Below are 24165 nucleotides of genomic sequence, written 5' to 3'. Positions count from 1 at the left end.
ATGGACTGTGCTGAAAGACCTAGGAATCAGAGGCCGCGTGCTGGTACTCACGTTGCTGCCAAGCACCCTGCTGGCCATTGCACTGGGTGCCTACTTCACCTGGATGCAGCTCTCCGAGATGCGCCACCAGCTCGACGAGCGCGGCGTGCTGATCGCCGAACAGCTGGCGCCGCTGGCGGCGCCAGCAATGAGCCTCGGCTACGACAAGCGCCTGCAGCGCATTCTCGCCCAAGTACTCGACCAGAACGATGTCCGCGCGGTGACCATTCTCGACGCCGAGCGCAACCCGCGGGTCCACGTCGGACCGAAGATGCTCACTCCCTCGCCGCCCGGCGATCCGGAAGGCCTGACCCGGGTCAGCAGCCTGGATACCACGCGCATTCTCATGCCGGTGCTGCACCAGGACCTGAATCTCGGCGAGGAAGCACGCAACGACGGCCGCGAGCTGATCGGCTGGCTCGAGCTGGAGCTGTCGCACCACGGCACGCTGCTGCGCGGCTATCGCAGCCTGTTCACCAGTCTGCTACTGGTGGGTGCCGGCCTGATCATCACCGCCCTGCTCGCACTGCGCATGAGCCGCACCATCAGCCAGCCGCTGCAGCGCGTTCAGCTCGCCGTCGCCCAGCTCAAGGACGGCCATCTGGAAACCCGCCTGCCGTCGCTGGGCAGCCACGAGATGGACGAACTGGCCTCGGGCATCAACCGCATGGCCGAGGCGCTGCTCAGCGCCCGTGAAGAGCTGCAACAGAGCATCGACCAGGCTACCGCGGACGTGCAGCAGAACCTGGAGACCATCGAGATCCAGAACATCGAGCTGGATCTGGCACGCAAGGAGGCGCTGGAAGCCAGCCGGATCAAGTCCGAGTTCCTCGCCAACATGAGCCACGAGATCCGTACCCCGCTCAACGGTATCCTCGGCTTCACCCATCTGCTGCAGAAGAGCGACCTGACCCCGCGCCAGCAGGATTATCTGTCGACCATCGAGAAGTCCGCCGACAACCTGCTGGGCATCATCAACGAGATCCTCGACTTCTCGAAGATCGAGGCCGGCAAGCTGGTGCTCGACAGCGTGCCGTTCAACCTGCGCGACCTGATCGAAGACACCCTGACCCTTCTCGCCCCCGCCGCGCACACCAAACAGCTGGAGTTGGTCAGCCTGGTCTACCGCGACACCCCGCTGTCGCTGGTCGGCGACCCGCAGCGTCTCAAGCAGGTGCTGACCAACCTGGTCAGCAACGCCATCAAGTTCACCAACGAAGGCACCATCGCGGTGCGCGCGATGGTCGAGGAAGAAAGCGCCGAGCGTGCGCAGCTGCGCATCAGCGTGCAGGACACCGGCATCGGCCTCACCGACCAGGATCTGCGTGCGCTGTTCCAGGCCTTCAGCCAGGCCGACAACTCGCTGTCGCGTCAACCGGGCGGCACGGGGTTGGGCCTGGTGATCTCCAAGCGACTGATCGAGCAGATGGGAGGCGAGATCGGTGTCGACAGCATTCCCGAGGAAGGCTCGGAGTTCTGGATCACCCTGAGCCTGCCGAAGGCGCGCGACGACATCGAGGACCACCCGCACATCGCCCTGCTGGAGCGTCGTGTTGCTCTGCTCGAGCAGCATCCGCTGGCGCGCCAGGCACTGCAGCATCAACTGGAGAGCTGCGGCCTCAGCGTGCAGTGCTTCGACAGCCTGGAACAGATGCAGACGAGCATCGCCGCCCTGCGCGACAGCGATGCGCCGATCGACCTGGCCGTGCTCGGCATCACCACCCGCGAACTCGCGCCGGCGCAACTCGGCGAACGTTTGCACGAGTTCGAGGCACTGGGTTGCAAGTGTGTGGTGCTCTGCCCGACCACCGAGCAGCCGCTGTTCAGCGACGCGCTGCCGGACAGCCACACGCACGCCCAGCTACAAGGCAAGCCCGCCTGCACGCGCAAGCTGCAGCGCGTTCTGCTCGAATTGGTACGCCCGCTGCAGGTGCTTGCCGCGCCGCTCCAACCAGCCAGCGGCCGCCCCCCGCGCCTGCTCTGCGTGGACGACAACCCGGCCAACCTGCTGCTGGTGGAGACCCTGCTCAGCGATCTTGGCGCCGAGGTCGTTGCGGTGGATAACGGTCCCGATGCGCTGGAGGCCGTCAAGCAACGCGCCTTCGATCTGGTGCTGATGGACGTGCAGATGCCCGGCATGGACGGCCGCCAGACCACCGAAGCAATTCGCCAGTGGGAAAGCAGCACGGGCAGCACGCCGCTGCCGATCGTCGCCCTCACCGCCCATGCGCTGGCCAACGAGAAACGCGCGCTGCTGCAGGCCGGACTCGACGACTACCTGACCAAACCCATCAGCGAGCGTCAGCTGGCGCAGGTGGTATTGAAGTGGACTGGCCTGATTCTGCGCAGCCAGCCCGCCGCGCTGCCGCAGCAGGTTGCCCCGGCGCCATCCCGCCCCGCGGCGCTGCCGGCGCCGACGCCGACGCTGGAGCAGATCTTCCCAATACTCGACGAGGAGGAAGGCCTGCGCCTCGCCGCCGGCAAGGCCGATCTCGCTGCCGAACTGCTGAGCATGCTGCTCGGCTCGCTGGACGACGATCGCGTGGCGATTCGACAGGCACGGCAGTCCGGCGACCGCCAGCTGCAGATCGAACGCGTGCACCGCCTGCACGGTGCCACCCGCTACTGCGGTGTCCCGCAGCTGCGCAATGTCTGCCAGCAGAGCGAGACGCTGCTCAAGCAGAACAGCCCGGATGCCGAGGCCGCGCTCGACGAGCTGGATGCCGCCATCGAGCGCCTGAGCCGCGCGGCGCACATCGCCAGCTGAGTTGCCCACCCGGGAGTGCCACACCGCACTCCCCTCCACCCATCGCGCCCGCGTAGGACCTCCTAGATGTCAGATCGCCCCGCAACGCCCGACTTCCAGCACGCCGAACTCGACTGGGACGACAACGGTCAGCCGCAATCACGTCACTATGGTGACGTGTACTTCTCCCGCGCTTCGGGGCTGGCGGAAACGCAGCACGTGTTTCTCGCGCAGAACGATCTGCAGCGCCGCTTCGCCGAGCTTGCCGCCGACCGACATCTGGTGATCGGCGAAACCGGCTTCGGCACTGGTCTGAACTTCCTCTGTGCCTGGCAGCTGTTCGACGAGGTCGCGCCCTCCGGCGCACGCCTGCATTTCGTCAGCGTCGAGAAACATCCGCTGACCCGTGCCGACCTCGCGCGGGCGCTGGCGCTATGGCCGCAGCTGCATACGCAGGCAGAGCAACTGCTGGAGCAATATCTGGCGATTCACCCGGGCTTCCAGCAGCTGGTCTTCGCCGGCGGCCGGGTAGTGCTGACGCTGCTGGTCGGCGATGTGCAGGATTGCCTGCCGAGCCTGGACGCACGGGTCGACGCCTGGTTCCTCGATGGCTTCGCCCCAGCGAAGAACCCGGGCATGTGGCAACCCTCGCTGTTCGCCGAGCTGGCCCGCCTCTCGGCCCCGGGCGCGACGCTCGGCACCTTCACCAGTGCCGGCTTCGTCCGCCGCGGCCTGGGCGAGGCCGGCTTCGACATGCAGCGCGTACCGGGCTTCGGCCATAAGCGCGAAATCCTGCGTGGGCGCTTTATCGGCACGCCGGCGATCACGTCGAAGCCCTGGTATGCACGCCCGGACTTCCAGCCGCGACAGCGCCGCGCGCTGGTCATCGGCGCCGGGCTCGCCGGCTGCGCCAGTGCCGCCAGCCTGGCGGCACGCGGATGGCATGTTACGGTCCTGGAGCGCCACGCGGCGCCCGCCGAAGAAGGATCCGGCAACCCGCAGGGCGTGCTCTATCTCAAGCTGTCAGCGCACGGCACGGCGCTGTCGCGACTGGTGGTCAGTGGTTTCGGCTACACCCGCCGGCTGCTGCGTCATCTGCAACAGGGTCAGGACTGGGATGCCTGCGGCGTACTGCAGATCGCCTATGACGACAGCGAACGCGAGCGCCAGGAAGAGCTGGCGGCGGCCTTCCCTGCCGATCTGGTGCACGCGCTCGCGCAGCGCGACGCCGAACAGCTCGCCGGTGTGGCGCTGCCGGCCGGCGGCCTGTTCTATCCGGACGCTGGCTGGGCCCACCCGCCTGCGGTCTGCCGCTGGCTGCTGGCGCAACCGAACATCGAATTGCTACGCCATCGCGACGTGCTCGAACTGCAGCGCGATGGCGAACAGTGGCAGGCACTCTGCGCCGGCCAAGTGCTGGTCGAGGCGCCCGTGGTGGTGCTCGCCGGCGCCGCCGATGCGGCAGCCTTCAGCCAGTGCGACTGGCTGCCGCTCAAGCGCATCCGCGGGCAGATCACCTGCCTGCCGGCCACCGAGGCCAGCGCCCAGCTGCGCACCGTGCTGTGCGCCAAAGGCTATGTCGCGCCCGCACGTAACGGTGTGCACACCCTGGGTGCCAGCTTCAACTTCCAGCAGACCGACGCCGCGCCGAGCGAAGCCGAACATCTGTCCAACCTTGAACAGCTCGCCGGCGTCTCGACCGATCTCTACCAACGCCTGCAGGCCGATCCGAGCACCGCCGCCAGCCTTGCCGGGCGCGTGGCGATGCGCTGCACCAGCCCGGACTACCTGCCGCTGGTCGGTCCGTTGGCCGACGCCGAAGGTTTCGCCAGCACCTATGCCGAGCTGGGCAAGAACGCCCGGCGAACACCGGATGCTCCCTGCCCTTGGCTGGACGGTCTGTATGTCAATACGGCACACGGCTCGCGCGGGATGATCACCACGTTACTGTCGGGAGAACTGCTGGCGGCCTGGCTGAATGGCGAACCGCTGCCGCTGCCGCGGGAAGTGGCCGAAGCCTGCCACCCCAATCGCTTCCTGCTACGCAAGCTCGTCCGCGGCGGCTGAGCGAAGACTGCCGGTCGCGCGGCGGACGACCATGCACAGCCGGCTGCGGCAATGCCGCGCATCTTGCGCTCTTCAGACCATCGAACGATACTCCCCCCACTATAGTGACCACCTGTTGGAGAGCCCGATGAAAAGCCATTCCCTGATGCTTCTGAGCCTGTTCTCACTCGGCCTGCACGCCGCTCCGGCGGTCGACACGGCGCAGCTGCAAAGCGAAGCGGCCGCATTGATTCCGCCCTTTCAACAGCAGTTGCTCGGCACGGTCAAACAGGCCGTCGCCGAGGGTGGCCCACGCAAGGCCGTGGAAGCCTGCAACCTGCTCGCCCCGGGCATCGCCGAGCAGCACAGCAAGGCGCCGTGGCAGGTGGGCCGAACCGCGCTCAAGGTCCGCAATCCGGACAATGCCCCGGATGCCTGGGAGCGCCAGGTACTCGAACAGTTCGCCCAGCGCGCCGCGGCAGGCGAGCCGCTGGATCAGCTCCGTCATGGTGAAGTCGTGAACAACGAGTACCGCTACATGCAGGCGATCGGCACCGGCGAAGCCTGCTTGGGCTGCCACGGCCCGAACATCAAGCCGGAACTGCTCAGCCTTCTCGACCAGCACTATCCCGAGGATCAGGCGCGCGGCTTCAAGGAAGGCGACCTGCGCGGCGCCTTCAGTCTGCGCAAGCAACTGGAGCGCTGAGCGGCGGCAAGGCGGATCGGGTAGCATCACCGCCTCGACCCGCCTTGCCACCGGAGCACCAGATGAGCAACCCCTGCGCCAGCGCAATCCAACCGTCTCTCTCGGGCCCCGGCCGGCGCTGATGGAAGCATTGCTGCTCGAAGCACTCGGCATCGGCCTGGTGCTCGGCCTGTTGCTCGGCCTGACCGGCGCCGGCGGCTCGCTGGTCGCCCTGCCTTTGCTGCTCAGCCTGCATCTGCCGCTGCGCGACGCCATCGGCGTCAGCCTCGGCGCCGTCGCGATGTCGGCGCTGATCGGTGCGATCCCCCGTGCATTTCAGCGCCAGGTCGCATGGAAGCCGGTATTACTGCTGGCCATCTGTGGCCTGCCGGGCAATGCCGCCGGCCAGTGGCTTGGCGAGTTCATTGCGGAAAAGGCGCTAATCATCGCGTTCTGCCTGCTGGTGCTCTGGTCCGCGTGGCGCATGTGGCGCGGAGCCAGCCTACCGGCGCGGGAAAATGCCGAAGTACGGCACGGCGCACTGGTCGCAATCGGCCTCGGGGTCGGTCTGCTCTCCGGGTTAATGGGCGTGGGCGGCGGCTTTCTCGTCGTCCCGGCGCTGCTCTGGTTCACGCCACTGTCACTGCTGAGCGCGATGGCCACTTCGATGGCGGTGATCGCCCTGGTCAGCGGTGGCGGCTTCTTCCTCTACCTCAGCGATGCACAGCCACCGCTGGCCCTGCTCGGCGGACTGGCCACCGGCGGCGCCTGCGGTGTGCTCGCTGGCAACCGCCTCGCGCAGTACCTCAACAGCAGCGTGCTGCAACGGCTGTTCGCACTGATGCTGGTAGCCGTCAGCCTGTCGCTGGGTGTACAGAAACTGTTGCTCGGGCACTGACTCAGCGGCGCAGCGGATCATCCCAGAACGGCCTCGCGGCTTCCTGCTCGATATCCGCCCTGCTGTAGCCGATGTCCTTGAGCGTCGCATCGCTCAGCGACGCCAGCTGCCGACGCTGACGCGCCAGCTCACGCCAGCGCCGCAGCTGCCGCCAGCCGTCGCGCAACAGCGCAAGCCAGCCCGCGTGACGCGTTACCGGCAGACGCAGCAGATGCAGATCGTTGTGCTGAAGATTCATGGTCTGGCCCTCCATTTCGGGATGGCGTCAGTGTCTTGCCGGCGCTACGATCAATCCAACGAATAGTCTTGATGCAACCCATCTTGGAGATTGATGATTGGCCAGCTACCCCGGCATCGATACCGAACTGCTGCGCAGTTTCGTCGCCATCGCCGATCACGGCGGTTTCACCCGCGCGGCGGATGCGGTCAACCGCACCCAGTCGGCCATCAGCATGCAGATGAAGCGGCTGGAAGAGGACGTGCTGCAACGACCGCTGTTCGAACGAAGCGGCCGGCAGGTACGCCTGACGGCCGAAGGGCAGGTACTGCTCGGCTATGCGCGGCGCATCCTCAAACTGCATGGTGAGGTGATGACCACGCTGCGCCAGCCGCACATGGTCGGCGCGGTACGCATCGGTACGCCGGATGACTACGTGATGCGCTTCCTGCCCGGCATCCTTGCCCGATTCGCCCAGGCCTACCCGCTGGTGCAGGTCGAGCTGCACTGCGAACCCTCCAGCCAGCTGCTGCAGCGTCAGGATCTCGACCTGACGATCGTCACGCGCGAGCCCGGCACCGAGATCGGCCAGTTGCTACGCCAGGAGCGCTTCGTCTGGGCCGAGGCTGCCGGTTTCGACCTGCACCAGCAGCGGCCGATCCCGCTAGCGATGTTCAACAACGGCTGCTTCTGCCGCGCCTGGGTATGCAATGCGCTGGATGCAGCGGACATCGACTATCGCATCGCCTATACCAGCCCCAGCCTGGCGGCGATCATGGCACTGGTCGGCGCCGGGTTGGCCGTGACGGCCCAGCTGCACAGTCTGATCGCGCCGGAGCTGCGCATCCTTGGCGAGGCCGAGGGCCTGCCTGCCCTGCCGCAATGCAGCATCGTGCTGCTGCGCAACCCGCGCAGCCAGTCGCCGGTGAGCGAGACACTGGCCGACTATATCGTCGAAGGTTTCCGCTTGTAGAAACGCGCGGCGACTGCGCGTGCACCGAGCTATCGGGCAAAAAACCTGAACTTCACGGGAGACCCGCCAGTCACACACCCCAACGGCACCAACCGGTAAGGAACTTATGTGTGGCATAGCTGGAGAACTTCGTTTCGATAACCAACCGGCCGATCTGGCCGCGATTGAACGCATCACCCAACACCTGACCGCGCGCGGCCCGGACGCATGCGGCTTCCATAGCCAGGGCCCGCTGGCCCTCGGCCACCGACGCCTGAAGATCATGGATCTGTGCGAGGCGTCCGGGCAGCCGATGATCGACTCGGCGCTTGGCCTGTCGATGGTCTTCAACGGCGCCATCTACAACTACCCGGAGCTGCGCGCCGAACTGGAAGGCCTGGGTTATCGCTTCTTTTCCGACGGCGACACCGAGGTACTGCTCAAGGGCTTTCACGCCTGGCGCGAGGCGCTGCTGCCGCGCCTCAACGGCATGTTCGCCTTCGCCATCTGGGAGCGCGACAGCCAGCAACTGTTCATCGCCCGCGACCGTCTCGGCGTCAAACCGCTGTACCTGTCGCGTACCGGGCAGCGCCTGCGCTTCGCCTCCACGCTGCCGGCGCTGCTGCAGGGTGGCGATATCGCCGGCGAGCTGAATCCCGTGGCGCTCAACCACTACATGAGTTTCCATGCCGTGGTGCCCGCACCGGACACCCTCATCGCCGGCATCGAGAAACTGCCGCCGGCCAGCTGGATGCGCATCGACGCTCAGGGCGTCACCACCCGGCAGCGCTGGTGGCAACTGGAGTACGGCGCGCGCGAGGACGAGCAGGACTACAGCTTCGAGGACTGGCAGCAACGCACCCTCGACACCCTGCGCGAGGCCGTGGCCATTCGGCAGCGCGCTGCGGTGGACGTCGGGGTACTGCTCTCCGGCGGCGTCGACTCCAGCCTGCTGGTCGGCCTGCTACGCGAAGCGGGCGTCGGCGACAACCTGCTGACCTTTTCCATCGGCTTCCAGGATGCCGGCGGTGAGCGCGGCGACGAATTCAAGTACTCGGACCTGATCGCCCGGCATTACAACACCCGCCATCACCAGCTGCGCATCCAGGAAAAGGAAATCCTCGAACGGCTGCCGGCGGCCTTCCGGGCCATGAGCGAGCCGATGGTCAGCCACGACTGCATCGCCTTCTACCTGCTCTCGCGGGAAGTGGCCAGGCATTGCAAGGTGGTGCAGAGCGGCCAGGGCGCTGACGAACTATTCGCCGGCTACCACTGGTATCCACAGGTGGACGGCGCTGCCGATCCGGTGGCGGCCTATCTCACTGCCTTCCGCGATCGCGACTACGACGAATATCGCGCGCTGATGCAGGAGCGCTGGCTGCAGGGTGACTTCTCCGCCGACTTCGTCCGCCAGCACTTCGCTGAGCCCGGCGCCGACGCCGCGGTGGACAAGGCGCTCCGCATCGACAGCACGGTGATGCTGGTCGACGACCCGGTCAAGCGGGTGGACAACATGACCATGGCCTGGGGGCTGGAGGCGCGCACGCCGTTCCTCGACTACCGGGTGGCCGAGCTATCGGCGCGCATTCCGGCCCGCTACAAGCTCCCCGAGGGTGGCAAGTATGTGCTCAAGGAAGCCGCGCGTCGGGTTATTCCGGCGGCGGTAATCGATCGGCCCAAGGGCTATTTCCCCGTGCCGGGGCTCAAGCACCTGCAGGGCGAAACACTGCACTGGGTGCGCGAGCTGCTGCTCGACCCCAGCCAGGATCGCGGACTCTACCGCCCCGAGGCGATCGAACGGCTGCTGGCCGACCCGGACGGCCAGCTCACACCGCTACGCGGCTCAAAACTCTGGCAACTGGCGGCGGTCAACCTTTGGTTGAGCGAACAGGGCCTCTAAGAACGCTCACGACCCGCCGCACCGGCACGCGGCAATCGGGTCGGCGCCTCGCTGCGCCGCCAGGGTCGTGACCAACGCCTCAAGGAACGCACCATGCAGAAGTCTCAAGCCTATGGTCAGCGCCTGTTGCGCGGGCAATCTCCGACTTACCAGCGTCTGCAGGCACGCTTCGCCGAGGACGGGCAGAGCGAGCCGAGCGGGCCAGTCACGCTGAATTGCGGCTGGGGACGCATCCTCATCGGGCACACCTATGCCGACCCGGCGCGGCTGGCGGCCGACCTGCTCAACGAACAGGCCGGCGAGCGCGACATCGCGCTGTATGTCGCCGCGCCACACCAGGTGCTCGCGCATGCACCGCAGCAGCTGTTCCTCGACCCCTCGGATACGCTGCGCATCTGGTTCACCGACTACCGCCCGGCGCGCAAGAGCGTGCGCGGCTTCGGCGTACGACGTGCGCAAAACGATGCCGACTGGCAGGCGATCAACGGCCTCTACCAGTCGCGCGGCATGATGCCGGTGGACCCGGAACGCTGCACGCCGCGCGAGGAAGGCGGCCCGGTGTACTGGATTGCCGAGGACGAAAGCTCCGGACAGATCATCGGCAGTGTGATGGGCATCGACCATCACAAGGCTTTCAACGATCCGGAACACGGCTCGAGCCTCTGGTGCCTGGCAGTTTCCCCCAGTTGCCCGCGACCCGGTGTGGGCGAAGCGCTGGTACGCCATCTGATCGAACATTTCATGAGCCGCGGGCTGGCCTATCTCGATCTCTCGGTACTGCACGACAACCAGCAGGCGAAGGCGCTGTACGCCAAACTCGGTTTTCGCGACCTTCCGACCTTCACCGTCAAGCGCAAGAACAGCTTCAACCAGCCGCTGTTTCTTGGCCCCGGCCCCGAAGCCACGCTCAACCCCTACGCACGGATCATCGTCGACGAAGCCCGCCGACGCGGCATCGAGATTGTCATCGACGATGCCGAAGCCGGGCTGTTCACCCTCACCCAGGGCGGCCGGCGGGTCCGTTGTCGCGAATCGCTGTCGGACCTCACCTCCGCCGTGAGCATGACCCTCTGCCAGGACAAGCAACTGACCCACCGCACCCTCGCCCGCGCCGGCATCCGCCTGCCAGCCCAGCAGTTGGCCGGCAACGCCGCCGACAACGCCGCTTTCCTCGCCGAGCATGGCAGCGTGGTCGTCAAGCCCGTGGATGGCGAGCAAGGCCAGGGCGTGGCCGTCGACCTGCGCAGCGCCGAGGACGTGGAAGAGGCGATCCGCCGCGCCCGTCAGTTCGACAGCCGGGTGCTGCTGGAAAGCTTCCATCCCGGCCTGGACCTGCGCATCGTGGTCATCGGCTACGAGGTCGTGGCCGCCGCGATCCGCCGCCCGGCCGAGGTGATCGGCGACGGGCGCAACAGCATCGGCGCGCTGATCGAAGCGCAGAGCCGCCGGCGCCAGGCGGCTACCGGCGGCGAAAGCCGGATTCCGCTGGATGACGAAACCCTGCGCTGCGTGCGCGACGCCGGACTCGAGTTCGACAGCGTGCTGGAACAGGGCATGCGGCTGGCGGTGCGCCGTACCGCCAACCTGCACACCGGTGGCACGCTGGAAGATGTCACCGCGCAGCTGCATCCGGAACTGGCGGAGGCCGCCGTGCGCGCCGCCCGGGCGCTGGACATTCCGGTGGTGGGGCTGGATCTGCTGGTGTCTGCTGCGGATTCGGCGGACTACGTGTTCATCGAGGCCAACGAGCGGGTCGGGCTGGCCAATCATCAGCCGCAGCCGACCGCCGAGCGTTTCATCGACCTGCTTTTCCCGCTCAGCCAGAACGCCGGCTGAACCGACCCCACGCCGCCCGCCGGCCTCGGGTCTGGCACGGCTCCGGCATCCACCCGGCCGCAAGCGGCCACCGACGGGAGCATTCATGACTGCGAAAATGCCTGAACCCGACCTCAACTACCTGCAGCGGGTGCTGCTGGAAATGCTCGCCATTCCCAGCCCCACCGGCTTCACCGACACCATCGTGCGCTACGTCGCCGAACGCCTGAAGGAGATCGGCATCCCCTTCGAGCTGACCCGCCGCGGCACCATCCGCGCCACCCTCAAGGGCCGCCGCTACAGCCCGGATCGTGCGGTGGCGGCACATCTCGACACCATCGGCGCGATCGTTCGCGAAATCCACCCCAGTGGGCGCCTAGGGCTGGCACCGGTGGGATGCTGGTCGAGCCGCTTCGCCGAAGGCAGCCGGGTCAGCGTCTTCACCGATACCGGCGTGATCCGTGGCAGCGTGCTGCCGTTGCTGGCCTCCGGACATGCCTTCAACACGGCGGTGGATGAAGCGCCGGTGAGCTGGGACCATGTCGAACTGCGCCTCGATGCCTACACCTACAGCCACAACGAAACCTGCGCGCTGGGGGTCAACATTGGCGATTTCGTCGCCTTCGATCCGATGCCCGAATTCACCGAGAGCGGCTACATCAGCGCGCGCCATCTGGATGACAAGGCCGGCGTCGCCGCCCTGCTCGCTGCCCTCAAGGCAATCGTCGAGAGCGGCCGCGAACCCCCGATCGACTGCCACCCGCTGTTCACCATCACCGAAGAAACCGGCTCCGGCGCCGCCGGCGCCCTGCCCTGGGACGTCAGCGAATTCGTCGGCATCGACATCGCACCGGCAGCCAAGGGCCAGGCATCGAGCGAACACGCGGTGACCGTGGCCATGCAGGACTCCGGTGGCCCCTATGACTTCCACCTCTCGCGCCACCTGCTCAAGCTGGCCGGTGAACACGAGATCCCGGTACGCCGCGACCTGTTCCGCTACTACCACAGCGACGCCCAGTCGGCGATCGAGGCCGGCCACGATATCCGCACCGCGCTGCTGGCCTTCGGCTGCGACGCCACCCACGGCTACGAACGCACCCACATCGACAGCCTCGCGGCGCTGAGTCGCCTGCTGTGCGGCTATATGCTGAGCCCGCCAGTATTCGCCAGCGACGCTCAGCACACCGAGGATTCACTGGAGCGCTTCAGTCATCAGTTGGAACACGATGCGCAGATGGAGAACGATACCCGCGTACCGGCGGTGGACTCGCTGATCGGACGCAATGCCGACGAGCGCGCGCAATGACGCGTGACGGCTTCCCAGCTTCGGCGAAGCCAGGGTTGCCGCCCGCGTTGTACCTAGGCAAAGATAGCGCCGCAACCGCGCGGCACAATGGATGGCCCGAGCCAGGGCCTTTGGGGAAGGAACCCAGAAACGCTCCCCGACCTGTTGACCGCCTTTCAGCTTTTTCTGCTGCACTGCTCCCGGAACCCGACCATGTTGCCGCGTCTCTGCCTGGCGATTCTGCTCTACTGCCTGTCGGCCCAGGCCTGGGCATTCGTGCCTGCCGCGCTGGAATCGACCGACGCGCGCCAGGCGCTCGGTAGCCACACCTATTATCTGGAAGACCCGAACGGCGAATTGAGCGTCGACGAGGTGCTTACGCTGCCGGAAGAGCGCTTTCAGCGCCTGACCGGCCGCCACGTCAACAAGGGCAAGAACGATTCGACCTGGTGGTTGCGGGTGCAACTGGACAACCGTCTGGCCGAAGCGCTCGGCGGTTTCATCGAGATCAACTATCCGCTGCTCGACCACATCGAACTCTACCTGCGCCACCCGGACGGCAGCCTGAGTCGCCAGCTATCGGGTGACAGTTATCCGTTCAGCCAGCGGCCGGTAAAGGTCGCCGACTTCTGGTTCCCGGTCGAGCTGGCAGCCGGCGACACGACGCTGCTGTTGCGCCTGAAAACCAGCAGCACGCTCTACGTGCCGCTGTACTTCAGCAGTTACGCCGCCAGCGCCGCCGCTCAGGAGGAACTGCTCGGGTTCAGCGGGGCGTTCTACGGCGTGCTGTTCGCGATGTTCTGCTACAACCTGTTCCTGTTCGCCTCGCTGCGCGAACCGGCCTATTTCTGGTACCTGATCTACAACCTCAATGTTGGTCTGTTCGCCCTCGCGTTCGACGGCATGCTGGTCAAATGGCTGGCCGACAACGGCGCGCTATCGTCGGTCGGCGTGTACGCACTGATGTTCAGCCACTGCCTGGTGGCGATCCAGTTCAGCCGACACTTCCTGCATACCCGCGAACACTTCCCACGACTGGACCGCGGGTTGCGTCTGGCCCTGCTGGCGGCGCTCGCCAGCTTCGCTTCCTGCGCAGTGCTGAGCATGCATGTCTGGAGCATCCTCGCCAGCATCACAGTGATCATCACCTCCATCGGTCTGCTGGCGACCGGCGCCTTCGTCTGGCGCCACGGTGTTCGCTACGGGCTCTACTACACCCTCGCCTGGGGCGTACTGCTGGCGTCCTTCGTCATCGTCACAGCCGGCTCGCTGGGTTTCGAGCTGCTCGGGCTGTATGGCGCCTCGGTGGTCAAGGCCGCCGTGTCCTTCGAGCTGATCACCCTGTCACTGGGGCTGGCCGATCGCATCAACCGACTCAAGGAGGAAGGCTTCCGCTCCCGCCAGGCCGCCGAACAGGCGCACAGCGAAAACGAGGCCAAGAGCCGTTTCCTCGCCAAGATGAGTCACGAGATCCGCACGCCGCTAAACGGTGTGCTAGGCATGTTGCAACTGCTGCGCGAGACGCCGCTGGATCGCAACCAGCGCTTCTATCTGGACACCATCACCAGTTCCGGCAACTCCCTGATGACGGTGATCAACGACATCCTCGACTACGCCCGCATCGGCTCGGGCAAGCTCAGCCTGGAGGACATAGAGTTCGACCTCGAGGCGCTGATCTCCGAAACCATCAGCCTGTTCACCGCGCAGGCGCTGGAGAAGCAGCTGAGTCTGCACGTCGGCCTCGAACCCCACGTGCCACGCCGAGTGCACGGCGATCCGACTCGGCTCAAGCAGATCCTCATGAACCTGCTGAGCAATGCGCTGAAATTCACCGAGCAGGGATACGTGCGCCTGGAAGTCGCCTGCACCCAGGGTGCGGACGACACGCCACGCCTGCTGTTCTGCGTCAGCGACAGTGGCATCGGCATGCGCGCAGAAGTGCTCGCGCACCTGTTTGAATCCTTCTCTCAAGGCGACTCCAGTACCACCCGCCGCTATGGCGGCAGCGGCCTGGGGCTGGCGATCAGCAAAGAGCTGGTGGAGATGATGCAGGGACGTATCGAGGTACAGAGTACGCCGGGGCGCGGCAGCCGCTTCAGCTTCGAAATCCCGCTGCGGGCCACCGACCAGGATGACGATCCGATGATCGTTCTGCTGGCAGGACGCCCGGCGCTGCTCGCCTCGCTCGACGGCAATGCGCTGGACGCCCTCGGCCAGCTGCTGCGACGCTGGGGCATGCGCACCGAACGCTGTCTGGACCCGGAGCGGCTGATCGACTATCTGAGCGATTTCACCGCACCGCCCCTGCTGGTGCTGCTGGCGCCCTGGCCAGGCACCCCGAGCCAGTGGCTGGAACAACTGATGCCGCAACTGGAAAACAACCAACGCGTGCTGCTGCTCTATCCGCCGCTCCACGAGCATCCGCCGGCCATGCCGTCCCTGCGCCTGGCCAGCCTGCCGCTGCCACTGCAGAGCGCGTCGCTACGCGATGCGCTGCTGGCGTTGTACCAGGACGCACCCGCAGCCGCGGACACGCGGCCTCACGGCGACCGGGCCGCCGGCGCGCCGTGCATTCTGGTCGCCGAAGACAATCCGGTGAACCAGATGGTGGTCAGCGGCCTGCTGAAAAAGCGTGGTTATGCCGTGCAGCTCGCCGATAACGGCCGCCAGGCAGTGGATATCTACCGCCGCGACCCGCGCTCGATCCGCCTGATCCTGATGGACTGCGAGATGCCCGAAGTCGACGGTTTCGAAGCCAGCCGCCAGATCCGCACCTTGGAGGCCGAGTGGCGCTGGCCGGCGGTGCCGATCATCGCCGTCACCGCCCACGTGCTCGCCGACCATCGTCAGCAGGGCGCCGCGGCCGGCATGGACGAGTTCATCGGCAAACCGCTGGAGAGTCAGCAGCTGTACGCCTGCCTCGACAGCTATCTGCACGACGAGCGCCCCGCCCCGGTAGAATCGCCGGATCGCAGCCTCTGACCCGACCGCAATGCTCATCCCCCACGACCTGCTCGAACCGGACACCCTCACCCGCCTCATCGAGGACTTCGTCACCCGCGACGGTACCGACAATGGTGACGAGACACCGCTGGCGACCCGCGTCGAACGGGTGCGCCGGGCGCTGGACAAAGGCGAAGCGGTGATCGTGTTCGATGCCGACAGCCAGCAGTGTCAGCTGGCGTTGCGGCACGAAGTGCCGCGCCAATGGCTCGACTGACTACGCAGACCGAACTCAGCTGAACAGTGAGCTTTCGCGCTCCCAGGCGCAGCGCAGGCGCAGATCGCTCTGCTGCGGACTGTGGGTGCCGGTTTCGGTTTCCCAGCGAAAGGTGTGGGCGCCGCTGAGTTCGGTTTCCAGGTGGACTACCGCACTGCTCCAGTAAAGCTGTTTGAGCAGCGCCTCGAAATGCTGGACCCACAGCGCCCACTCGTATTCCACCGCCCGATAGCTGGCGCCGAAGTGGATCACCTGGGTCTGGTACAGGCCCTGCTCTGCTTCGCTGCAATAAGAGAACATCTCGCGGCCGATGAACGGCCAGGCTTCGCCCTGCGGCAGCGCCCGCAGCACCTTGCGGTTGCTTGCGCGGCGCCGCAGGCATTGCTCGGGATCAGTCGACGGCCAATCACGGATGCAGCCATAGACGATGGATTCGGACTCCACGCGATTACTCCGATGCAGCGGGCTAGAGAGACGGCGAGCTTTCTAGCACAGAGCGTCGAGGCGGTCACCCGCACCGTGCCAGGAGTTGAAACCGCGCACAGCCGACGTGCCTAGCGCCGCGGGCCCAGGCGCGTCGCCAGCAGCGACATGGCCGCAGCCATAGCAGCCAGCACCAGGAACGGCAAGCGGTAGTCACCGGCCAGATCACGTCCCAGCCCGGCCAGTACCGGCGTCAGACAGGCCAGGCTGTATCCGGTGCAGAGCATCATCGCCGTGAGCCGACTGACCGCCAGCGGCGTGTGCGCCTCGTACATCGGCAACACCATCGCCAGCGAGAAAGTCGCGTTGAGCGCAACACCGAGTAGCATGCAGACCAACAGCGGCTGCCACTGCGGCACCAGTGCGATGATGGCCAGGCAGAGTGTCGCCAGCACACCGCAGCCGGCCATCAGCAGGTGTCGCCGACCGAAACGCTGCGCCAGCCAGGGCGCGACGAAGGCGCTCGGCAGGCCGATCAGCATGAAGCCGCTGAAGAAGCCGTTGCTGTGCAGCAGGCTGAATCCAGCCTCGTGATAACGCGCTACCAGCCAGGTCGCCAGCGCATAGAACAGGCCCGCCTGCAGAGCGAAATACAGGCTGATCAGCCAGGCGCGCGGTTCACGCCACGGCAGCCCCGCCCGTTGCTCCGGGGCTGTTTCCGGCGGACTCGGCAGGCGCCACCAGAGCGCCAGCGCGGCAAATGCAGGCAACGCCCACAGCGCCAGCCCCCAGGTCCAACGCTGCTCGAACAGTTCAGTTGCCGGTGCCGTCAACACCACCCCTAGGGTGCCGCCAACCGCCATGCTCAGCGAATACCACGCCGCCGTCTGGCCGATCCGCTCGAGAAAGTGGCGCTTGATGAAGCCGGACAGCAACGGCCCGGCCAGCGCTATGCCAGCACCCACCAGGCCGGCGGTGAGAATCAGCAGTGGCGCCTGCTCACCGAACAGACGCAGCAGCAGCGCCAGGGCGATCAGCCCGAGGCACAGCGCGATGCTGCGCTCCAGTCCGAAGCGTAGCGCCAGACGCGGTGCCAGCGGCGCCAGCAGCCCCATCAGCAGCACCGGCAGCGCGGTGGTCAGGCTGATCACCCCGCGGCTGAGCTGCAATTCGACGGCGATCCGCTCGATCAGCGGCGCGAACGAGGTGATACCAGGCCGCAGGTTGATGGCGGCCAGCACCAGCGCCGTCATCAACAACCAACGTGAGGGGATTTGCACAACGAGACCAACCAGTCAGGGCAAGCGCCGGACCGGCAACCCTACCCGTGCGCCGGTACGCCGACAAGCTTGACCGACCATTCGGTCAGCTTTTGCCCTTGCTGCGTTTCTTTTCGGCGAGCATCGCCATCTCGTCATAGATCGCCTGCGGGTTCTGCTGCTTCACCTTCCAGGCCATCCGCCCTTCCTCGTGCGGCAGGATCATGAAGGTGCCCTTGGCGACCTCCTGGTGGATGTACTCGGCGATATCGGTGGCCGTGATCGGCGAACCGGCCAGCAGTTTGGCCACCTGCTCCTTCATGTTCGGCGTCGGGCCGCGGAAGGAGTCAAGCAGATTGGTCTGGAAGAACGACGGGCAGACCACGTGCACGCCAATCTCCTGCTGGCGCAGCTCCACCAGCAGGCTCTCCGACAGCGCCACGACACCGGCCTTGGCCACGTTGTAGTTGCTCATGCCCGGCGCCTGCATGAGCGCGGCCATGGAGGCGATATTGATGATCTTGCCGCGACTCTTCTGCACCAGCGGCAGGAAGGCCTTGCAGCCCTTGACCACACCCATCAGGTTGATCGCGATCTGCCAGTCCCAGTCCTCCAGCGACAACTCGTCGAAGAAGCCGCCCGAGGCCACCCCGGCGTTGTTCACCACGACGTCGATGCCGCCGAGTTTTTCCTCACAAGCCTGCGCGAGCGCAATCAACTGGCTGTAATCGCGCACGTCGCAGCGCTGGGTGAAGCCGTCACCGCCGGCTGCGCGGACCAGCTGCAGGGTTTCCGCCAGCCCCGTCTCGTTGACATCGGACAGCGCCAGCTGCCAGCCATCGCGCGCCCAGCGCAGCGCGATCTCGCGGCCCAGCCCGGAGCCTGCCCCAGTGATCATCATGCGGTTGTGATTCATCTTGCTGCCTCTGTTGTTCCGGTAGTGGCAGCGAGTCTAGCGAAAGGCCGGCGGCCGCCCGGCATCCATCAGGGCGCTGAATGACGATGGCAAACCGCTGCGTCGGCGCGACAGGCAGGCATACGGATTTTCACGCTGCACAAAAAAGGGCAGCCCGCAGGCTGCCCTTCCTCACATCAGCATCCGCTGTCAGTGAGCGACTGCACCAGTCGCACCCAGACCGGTCTGCGAACGCACGAACTGCGGGAAGAAGCGCGCGCGCTCTTCGGAAGCAGCCTTCGACTTGTCGGTGATCGAGAAGAACCACAGACCGAAGAAGGACGCGAGCATGGCAAACAGCGCCGGGTACTTGTACGGGAAGATCGCCTGCTCGAAGTGCAGCACGTCGACCCACACGGTGGGGCTGAGGATGGTCAGCAGCAACGCGGTGATCAGACCCATCGCACCGCCGATCAGGGCGCCGCGGGTGGTCAGGTTCTTCCAGTACATGGAGAGGAACAGGATCGGGAAGTTGCAGCTCGCCGCCACGGAGAAGGCCAGACCCACCATGAAGGCGATGTTCTGCTTCTCGAAGGCGATACCCAGCAGGATGGCCAGCACACCCAGCGCCAGAGTGGTGCGCTTGGTGACCTTCATCTCGTCCTCTTCCTTGGCCTTGCCCTTCTTGATCACGCAGGCATAAAGGTCATGGGCCACAGCCGAAGCACCGGCCAGCGCCAGACCGGCAACCACCGCGAGGATGGTGGCGAAGGCCACGGCGGAGATGAAGCCGAGGAAGAAGTTGCCGCCCACGGCCTTGGCCAGATGGATCGCTACCATGTTGGTGCCACCGACGATGGCGCCCGCAGCGTCCTTGAACTCCGGATTGGTGCTGACCAGCAGGATCGCGCCGAAGCCGATGATGAAGGTCAGGATGTAGAAGTAGCCGATGAAGCCGGTCGCATAGAACACGCTCTTGCGTGCTTCCTTGGCGTCACCCACGGTGAAGAAGCGCATCAGGATGTGCGGCAGACCGGCGGTACCGAACATCAGCGCCAGACCCAGTGAGATCGCGGAGATGGGATCGGACACCAGGCCGCCCGGGCTCATGATGGCCTGCTCCTTGGGATGCAGGGCAACTGCTTCGGCGAACAGACGGCTGAAATCGAAACCGACGTTGTACATCACCATGACCGCCATGAAGGTGGCGCCGGAGAGCAGCAGCACGGCCTTGATGATCTGCACCCAGGTGGTCGCCAGCATGCCGCCGAACATCACGTACATCACCATCAGCACACCGACCATCACCACGGCCACGAGGTAGTCCAGACCGAACAGCAGCTGGATCAGCTTGCCGGCACCGACCATCTGCGCGATCAGGTAGAAGGCGACCACGATCAGCGAACCGAAGGCCGACAGAATGCGGATCTGGGTCTGACCAAGGCGGTAGGACGCCACGTCGGAGAAGGTGAACTTGCCCAGGTTGCGCAGGCGTTCGGCCATCAGGAACAGGATGATCGGCCAACCAACGAGGAAGCCGATCGAGTAGATCAGGCCGTCGTAACCGCTGGTGAACACCAGCGCGGAAATACCGAGGAACGAGGCGGCGGACATGAAGTCGCCAGCGATCGCCAGACCGTTCTGGAAGCCGGTGATGCTGCCGCCGGCGGTGTAGTAATCGGCGGTGGAGGTATTACGCTTGGCCGCCCACTTGGTGATCCCCATCGTGAAGATGATGAAAACCACGAACATGCTGATTGCGGTCCAGTTGGTCGCCTGCTTCTGGACTTCGCCAGTCAGGGCGTCGGCGAACAGCGCCGGGGATGCTGCCAGAAGTGCGGCAGCCATCAGAGCACGAGCGAACATTACTTCTGGGCCTCTTTGAGGATTTCCTGGGTCATGCGGTCGAACTCGCCGTTGGCGCGTTGCACGTAGACTCCGGTAAGAGCGAAGGACAGGAAGATCAGACCCAGACCCGCTGGAATTCCCCAGGTGGTCACGGAGCCGGAGCTCAGCGGCGTGCCCAGCAGTTGCGGATCGAAAGCAACCACCAGAATGAAGGCGAAGTAGGCCGCCAGCATGACGATAGCGAGGATCCAGGCGAAACGTCCGCGCTTGGCAACCAGCTCTTGGAAACGTGGGTCGGCATTGATCTGCCGGTAAACATTTTCATTGTGCATTGGGATTGTCTCCACACGATCTCGGACCACCCAGTGGCGGCCAGGCGGCTACTTTAGGGCCGAAGCTCGCCATTACCACCCGACTTTAGTCTGGCTGCGGTTTGCGCAAACTAGCGAGATAGAGGGCGCGCAGCCCCTTGAAACATCCTGTAAGCCATATTCCGCGCGGTTTCTGGGCTTTCGGGAACGTAATCTGCTTAGCGCTGAAAGGCGGCCTTCCACCGGTCGGTTGGAAGGCTCACGCGTGACCGATCAAAGAGAATTCTGCTCATGCGGCGCGTATACCAACAGCCGCAGCAAAAGTCGCATCACGGGCGCAATGCAGCACACTGCCAGCAGTTATGCTCTAACAAATTCACCGCACACTTGTCTGAGCCAGTGTCCGTACGAAACGGCTAGCCGCGGACACACGCGCAAGGAAGGGCTGCACAGCTCGACTACGCATTACTTGCTGGCCTCGCAGGCCCGTTTCTGGAGAGTTATTCATGCCGCAGCTGTTGCACCTGATCGCCCTGCTGGCCATCGCCGTGCTCCCGGCGCAGGCCGCCGATCTCACCGCCGCCGAATATGGCTTCCCGCTGGACAATCCATTCGAGGCCACCATCGCCACCACCCCGCTGGAGCTGCGAGCCGAGGTGCCGTCTGACGACGATATCGACCAGGCCGACTACAGCCTGCGCCTGCGCCCGGAGCGTGAGTTCACGCTGCCGGACAACTTCTGGCCAGTCAAACGGCTGGGCTATCGACTGGCGCGCCAGAGCGGGCCGGCTCCGCTGATCTTCATCCTCTCCGGCACTGGCGCGCACTACAGCAACGGCAAGACCGAGGCTCTTAAGCGGCTGTTCTATGGCGCCGGCTATCACGTCGTACAGCTCTCCTCGCCCACCAGTTACGACTTCATGGCCGCCGCGTCGCGCTACGCTACTCCCGGGCTCAGCCAGGACGATGCCAAGGACCTTTACCGAGTCATGCAGGCCGTACGCGCCCAACAGCACAAACTGCCAGTGACCGAATTCCACCTTGTCGGCTATAGCCTTGGCGCACTGCATGCAGCATTCGTCAGTCAGCTCGATGAGACACGGCATAGTTTCGACTTCAAGCGCGTACTGCTGCTCAACCCGCCGGTCAACCTGTATACCTCGATCAGCAACCTGGACAAGCTGGTGCAGACCCGCGTCGAAGGCATCGACAATCACACCACCTTCTATGAAGTCGTGCTGGCCAAGCTGACCCGCTATTACCGGCACAAGGGCTACATCGATTTCGATGACGCCATGCTCTTCGACTTCCAGCAGTCGTCGCTGCGGCTCAGCGACGAGCAGATGGCGATGCTGATCGGCTCGGTGTTCCGCTTCGCTGCGGCAGACATCACCTTCACCTCCGACCTGATCAATCGCCGCGGCCTGATCATCCCACCGAAGTATCCGATCAACGAGGGCACCAGCCTGGAGCCGTTCTTCAAGCGCGCGTTGCTGTGCAACTTCGACTGCTACATCACCGAACAGCTGATTCCGATGTGGCGCGCGCAGTACGACGGCGGCAGCCTCGCGCAGATGATTCAGGAGGTCAGCCTCTACGCCCTCGAAGACTATCTGCGCCAGAGCAGCAAGATCGCCGTGATGCACAATGCCGACGACCTGATTCTCGGCCCCGGCGATATCGGCTTCCTGCGCCGCACCTTCGGCGAACGCCTGACGCTTTACCCCCGTGGCGGCCATTGCGGCAACCTCAACTATCGAGTCAACACCGAACAGATGCTGGAGTTCTTCCGTGGGTAGGTCTTTTCTACTGCTGCCACTGCTACTGGCCAGTTCCTTGGTCTGGGGCGAGACACCGGCTGTCGACGAGGACGGCTTCACCCGCCCGCTGCGCGACCTCGAGTTCAACCCGGGACTGGATCAGCGCGAGTTCGAGCGTGCGACGTTCAAGGCGCTGGACGTGTATGACCCGTTCGAATCGTTCAACCGCCGCATGTATCACTTCAACTACCGGCTAGACCAATGGGTGATGTTGCCGGCGGTGCGCGGCTACGTCTTCGTGACGCCGCGGCTGGTGCGGACCGGGGTGAGCAACTTCTTCAGCAATCTGGGCGAGCTGCCGACCCTGGCCAACAGCGTGCTGCAGCTGAAGGGCGAGCGGGCAATGAATGCCACGGCGCGCTTTCTGTTCAACACCATCATCGGTGTCGCCGGCATCTGGGACCCGGCGACCCGCATGGGCCTGCAACGCCAACCGGAGGACTTCGGCCAGACCCTGGGCTACTACGGCGTGCCGAGTGGACCTTACCTGATCCTGCCGGCTCTCGGTCCGTCGAACCTGCGCGACACCGCCGGCCTGGCAGCGGACTTCACGATCGAACGGCAGGTGGACTATTTCGGCTATGCCGAGGCCAGCGGCGGCCAGTTCGGTCTGACCGCGCTGCGCATGGTGGATATGCGCTACACCACCGACTTCCGTTACGGACAGCTCAACTCACCGTTCGAATACGAGAAAGTACGCTACGTCTACAGCCGCGCCCGCAACATGCTGATCGAAGAGTGAGCACGCGCGGCGCTTTGAGCGCGCGCGCTCAGGCCTTGCGATAGAGGCTAGGCTCGCCTGCCGGCCGCGTCTTGAAACGCCGGTGCGCCCACAGATACTGCTCCGGCCTCGCGCTGACAGCCTGTTCGATCCACTGATTGATGCGCAAGCAGTCGGCCACTTCGCTTTCGCCGGGAAAATCCTCCAACGGCGGATGGATCACCAGTCGATACCCGGAACCATCGGCGAGACGCTCCTGGGTAAACGGCACCACCCGAGCCTTGCCCAGGCGGGCGAACTTGGTGGTGGCGGTAACGGTGGCCGCGCTGATGCCGAACAGCGGTACGAACAGGCTCTGCTTGCGCCCGTAGTCCTGATCCGGTGCGTACCAGATCGCCCGCCCGGCCCGCAGCACCTTGAGCATCGCCCGCACGTCCTCGCGCTCGATCGCGCTGGCGTCGCGATTGTGGCGTTCGCGCCCGCGGCGCTGCACGAAATCGAACAGCGGGTTCTTGTGCTCGCGATACATGCCGTCGATGGTGTGCCGCTGCCCCAGCAGCGCGGCGCCGATTTCCAGCGTGGTGAAATGCAGCGCCATGAGGATCACGCCCTGCCCTTCCGCCTGGGCCCGCTGCAGGTGTTCCAGCCCCTCGATATGAGCCAGGCGCTGCAGGCGCGCGCGCGGCCACCACCAGCTCATCGCCATTTCGAAGAAGGCGATGCCGTTGGATGCGAAGTTCTCCCGCAGCAGCTCCTCGCGCTGCGCTGCGGTGCGCTCAGGGAAGCAGAGCTCGAGATTGCGCTGCGCGATCCGTCGCCGCGCCCCGGCCACGCGATACATCAACGCCCCCAGCCCGCGCCCCAACCGCAGTAGTAATGGGTAAGGCAATTGCACCAGCAGCCAGAGCACTCCCAACCCCAGCCAGAGCAGCCAGAAACGCGGATGCAGGAAGTACAGGCGAAAGTGAGGACGTTCCATGGAAAGCTCGAAACCGGGTGAAGTCGCGCATTCTATCGAGAAACCGTTGGGAATCCGAACCGACGCGCAGACCGGCAACTCGGCAACAGGCCTTAACTGCGGGTTG

Annotated in this window: 19 protein-coding genes; 12 read left to right on the top strand and 7 right to left on the bottom strand. The window is 65.3% G+C overall.

All coding sequences use genetic code 11. From position 1 onward, the window contains the following. Nucleotides 1-7: 7 nt before the first annotated feature. The 4 genes from N8H22_RS16555 to N8H22_RS16540 all read left to right on the top strand — a co-directional run bounded on the left by N8H22_RS16555 (nt 8) and on the right by N8H22_RS16540 (nt 6414). A complete protein-coding gene (locus tag N8H22_RS16555) occupies nt 8-2806 on the top strand; it encodes a response regulator (RefSeq protein WP_264591604.1) in 2799 nt (932 codons plus the stop codon). 66 nt (nt 2807-2872) lie between these two features. Beyond that, nucleotides 2873-4852 (top strand): bifunctional tRNA (5-methylaminomethyl-2-thiouridine)(34)-methyltransferase MnmD/FAD-dependent 5-carboxymethylaminomethyl-2-thiouridine(34) oxidoreductase MnmC, encoded by a 1980-nt coding sequence (gene mnmC / locus N8H22_RS16550; RefSeq protein ID WP_264591603.1) that lies wholly within the window; start codon nt 2873-2875, stop codon nt 4850-4852. 127 nt (nt 4853-4979) lie between these two features. Beyond that, the gene (locus N8H22_RS16545) at nt 4980-5537 is read left to right on the top strand and encodes a DUF3365 domain-containing protein (RefSeq protein WP_264591602.1); all 558 of its coding nucleotides are present in this window, start codon (nt 4980-4982) and stop codon (nt 5535-5537) included. Between the two features lie 121 nt (nt 5538-5658). Further along, a complete protein-coding gene (locus N8H22_RS16540) occupies nt 5659-6414 on the top strand; it encodes a sulfite exporter TauE/SafE family protein (RefSeq protein ID WP_264591601.1) in 756 nt (251 codons plus the stop codon). 1 nt (nt 6415) lies between these two features. Here N8H22_RS16540 and N8H22_RS16535 read toward each other — a convergent pair whose 3' ends face one another. Further along, on the bottom strand, nt 6416-6652 hold the full coding sequence (locus N8H22_RS16535; RefSeq protein WP_264591600.1) for a DUF1127 domain-containing protein: 237 nt from the start codon (nt 6650-6652) through the stop codon (nt 6416-6418). A gap of 97 nt (nt 6653-6749) precedes the next feature. On the opposite strand from N8H22_RS16535, the gene N8H22_RS16530 reads away from it, so the two are divergent. The 6 genes from N8H22_RS16530 to N8H22_RS16505 all read left to right on the top strand — a co-directional run bounded on the left by N8H22_RS16530 (nt 6750) and on the right by N8H22_RS16505 (nt 15803). Further along, complete coding sequence (locus N8H22_RS16530; RefSeq protein WP_264591599.1) at nt 6750-7604, top strand: LysR substrate-binding domain-containing protein; 855 nt, start codon at nt 6750-6752, stop codon at nt 7602-7604. A 106-nt stretch (nt 7605-7710) separates the two neighbouring features. Further along, nucleotides 7711-9483, top strand: a complete 1773-nt coding sequence (locus tag N8H22_RS16525) for an N-acetylglutaminylglutamine amidotransferase (RefSeq protein ID WP_264591598.1) — start codon at nt 7711-7713, stop codon at nt 9481-9483. 93 nt (nt 9484-9576) lie between these two features. Further along, nucleotides 9577-11319, top strand: coding sequence for an N-acetylglutaminylglutamine synthetase (ngg, locus tag N8H22_RS16520; RefSeq protein WP_264591597.1), 1743 nt, complete (start codon nt 9577-9579; stop codon nt 11317-11319). A gap of 85 nt (nt 11320-11404) precedes the next feature. Beyond that, nucleotides 11405-12604, top strand: coding sequence for an osmoprotectant NAGGN system M42 family peptidase (locus N8H22_RS16515; RefSeq protein ID WP_264591596.1), 1200 nt, complete (start codon nt 11405-11407; stop codon nt 12602-12604). A gap of 192 nt (nt 12605-12796) precedes the next feature. Beyond that, nucleotides 12797-15565: a hybrid sensor histidine kinase/response regulator gene (locus N8H22_RS16510; protein ID WP_264591595.1), complete on the top strand. Its 2769-nt coding sequence runs from the start codon at nt 12797-12799 to the stop codon at nt 15563-15565. A 10-nt stretch (nt 15566-15575) separates the two neighbouring features. Beyond that, nucleotides 15576-15803 (top strand): YheU family protein, encoded by a 228-nt coding sequence (locus N8H22_RS16505; RefSeq protein ID WP_264591594.1) that lies wholly within the window; start codon nt 15576-15578, stop codon nt 15801-15803. A 15-nt stretch (nt 15804-15818) separates the two neighbouring features. On the opposite strand, the gene N8H22_RS16500 is transcribed toward N8H22_RS16505, so the two are convergent. The 5 genes from N8H22_RS16500 to N8H22_RS16480 all read right to left on the bottom strand — a co-directional run bounded on the left by N8H22_RS16500 (nt 15819) and on the right by N8H22_RS16480 (nt 20560). Next, the gene (locus tag N8H22_RS16500; protein ID WP_264591593.1) at nt 15819-16247 is read right to left on the bottom strand and encodes a hypothetical protein; all 429 of its coding nucleotides are present in this window, start codon (nt 16245-16247) and stop codon (nt 15819-15821) included. Nucleotides 16248-16357: 110 nt separating this feature from the next. Beyond that, nucleotides 16358-17479: an MFS transporter gene (locus tag N8H22_RS16495; protein WP_264591592.1), complete on the bottom strand. Its 1122-nt coding sequence runs from the start codon at nt 17477-17479 to the stop codon at nt 16358-16360. Between the two features lie 112 nt (nt 17480-17591). Next, nucleotides 17592-18401 (bottom strand): SDR family oxidoreductase, encoded by an 810-nt coding sequence (locus N8H22_RS16490; RefSeq protein ID WP_264591591.1) that lies wholly within the window; start codon nt 18399-18401, stop codon nt 17592-17594. A gap of 189 nt (nt 18402-18590) precedes the next feature. Then, nucleotides 18591-20246, bottom strand: a complete 1656-nt coding sequence (locus N8H22_RS16485) for a cation acetate symporter (RefSeq protein ID WP_264591590.1) — start codon at nt 20244-20246, stop codon at nt 18591-18593. Continuing rightward, nucleotides 20246-20560, bottom strand: a complete 315-nt coding sequence (locus tag N8H22_RS16480) for a DUF485 domain-containing protein (protein ID WP_264591589.1) — start codon at nt 20558-20560, stop codon at nt 20246-20248. The genes N8H22_RS16485 and N8H22_RS16480 overlap by 1 nt, the downstream gene beginning before the upstream one ends. Before the next feature lie 485 nt (nt 20561-21045). Between N8H22_RS16480 and N8H22_RS16475 the strand changes: the two genes are divergently transcribed. Together N8H22_RS16475 and N8H22_RS16470 are read left to right on the top strand one after the other, a co-directional pair. Beyond that, complete coding sequence (locus N8H22_RS16475; RefSeq protein ID WP_264591588.1) at nt 21046-22338, top strand: alpha/beta hydrolase; 1293 nt, start codon at nt 21046-21048, stop codon at nt 22336-22338. Beyond that, nucleotides 22331-23101 carry a VacJ family lipoprotein gene (locus N8H22_RS16470; RefSeq protein WP_264591587.1) on the top strand — a complete coding sequence of 257 codons (771 nt, stop codon included), beginning with the start codon at nt 22331-22333 and terminating at the stop codon, nt 23099-23101. The genes N8H22_RS16475 and N8H22_RS16470 overlap by 8 nt, the downstream gene beginning before the upstream one ends. A gap of 28 nt (nt 23102-23129) precedes the next feature. Here the strand turns inward: N8H22_RS16470 and N8H22_RS16465 are convergent, their stop codons facing one another. Continuing rightward, entirely contained in the window at nt 23130-24059 is a 930-nt protein-coding gene (locus tag N8H22_RS16465; protein ID WP_264591586.1) for a lipid A biosynthesis lauroyl acyltransferase, read from the bottom strand. Nucleotides 24060-24165 lie beyond the last annotated feature (106 nt).

Source organism: Stutzerimonas sp. S1 (assembly GCF_025966695.1).
Lineage (GTDB): Bacteria > Pseudomonadota > Gammaproteobacteria > Pseudomonadales > Pseudomonadaceae > Stutzerimonas.
The sequence above is the reverse complement of the archived record's forward strand: the minus strand, read 5'-3'. Positions and strand labels throughout refer to the sequence as shown.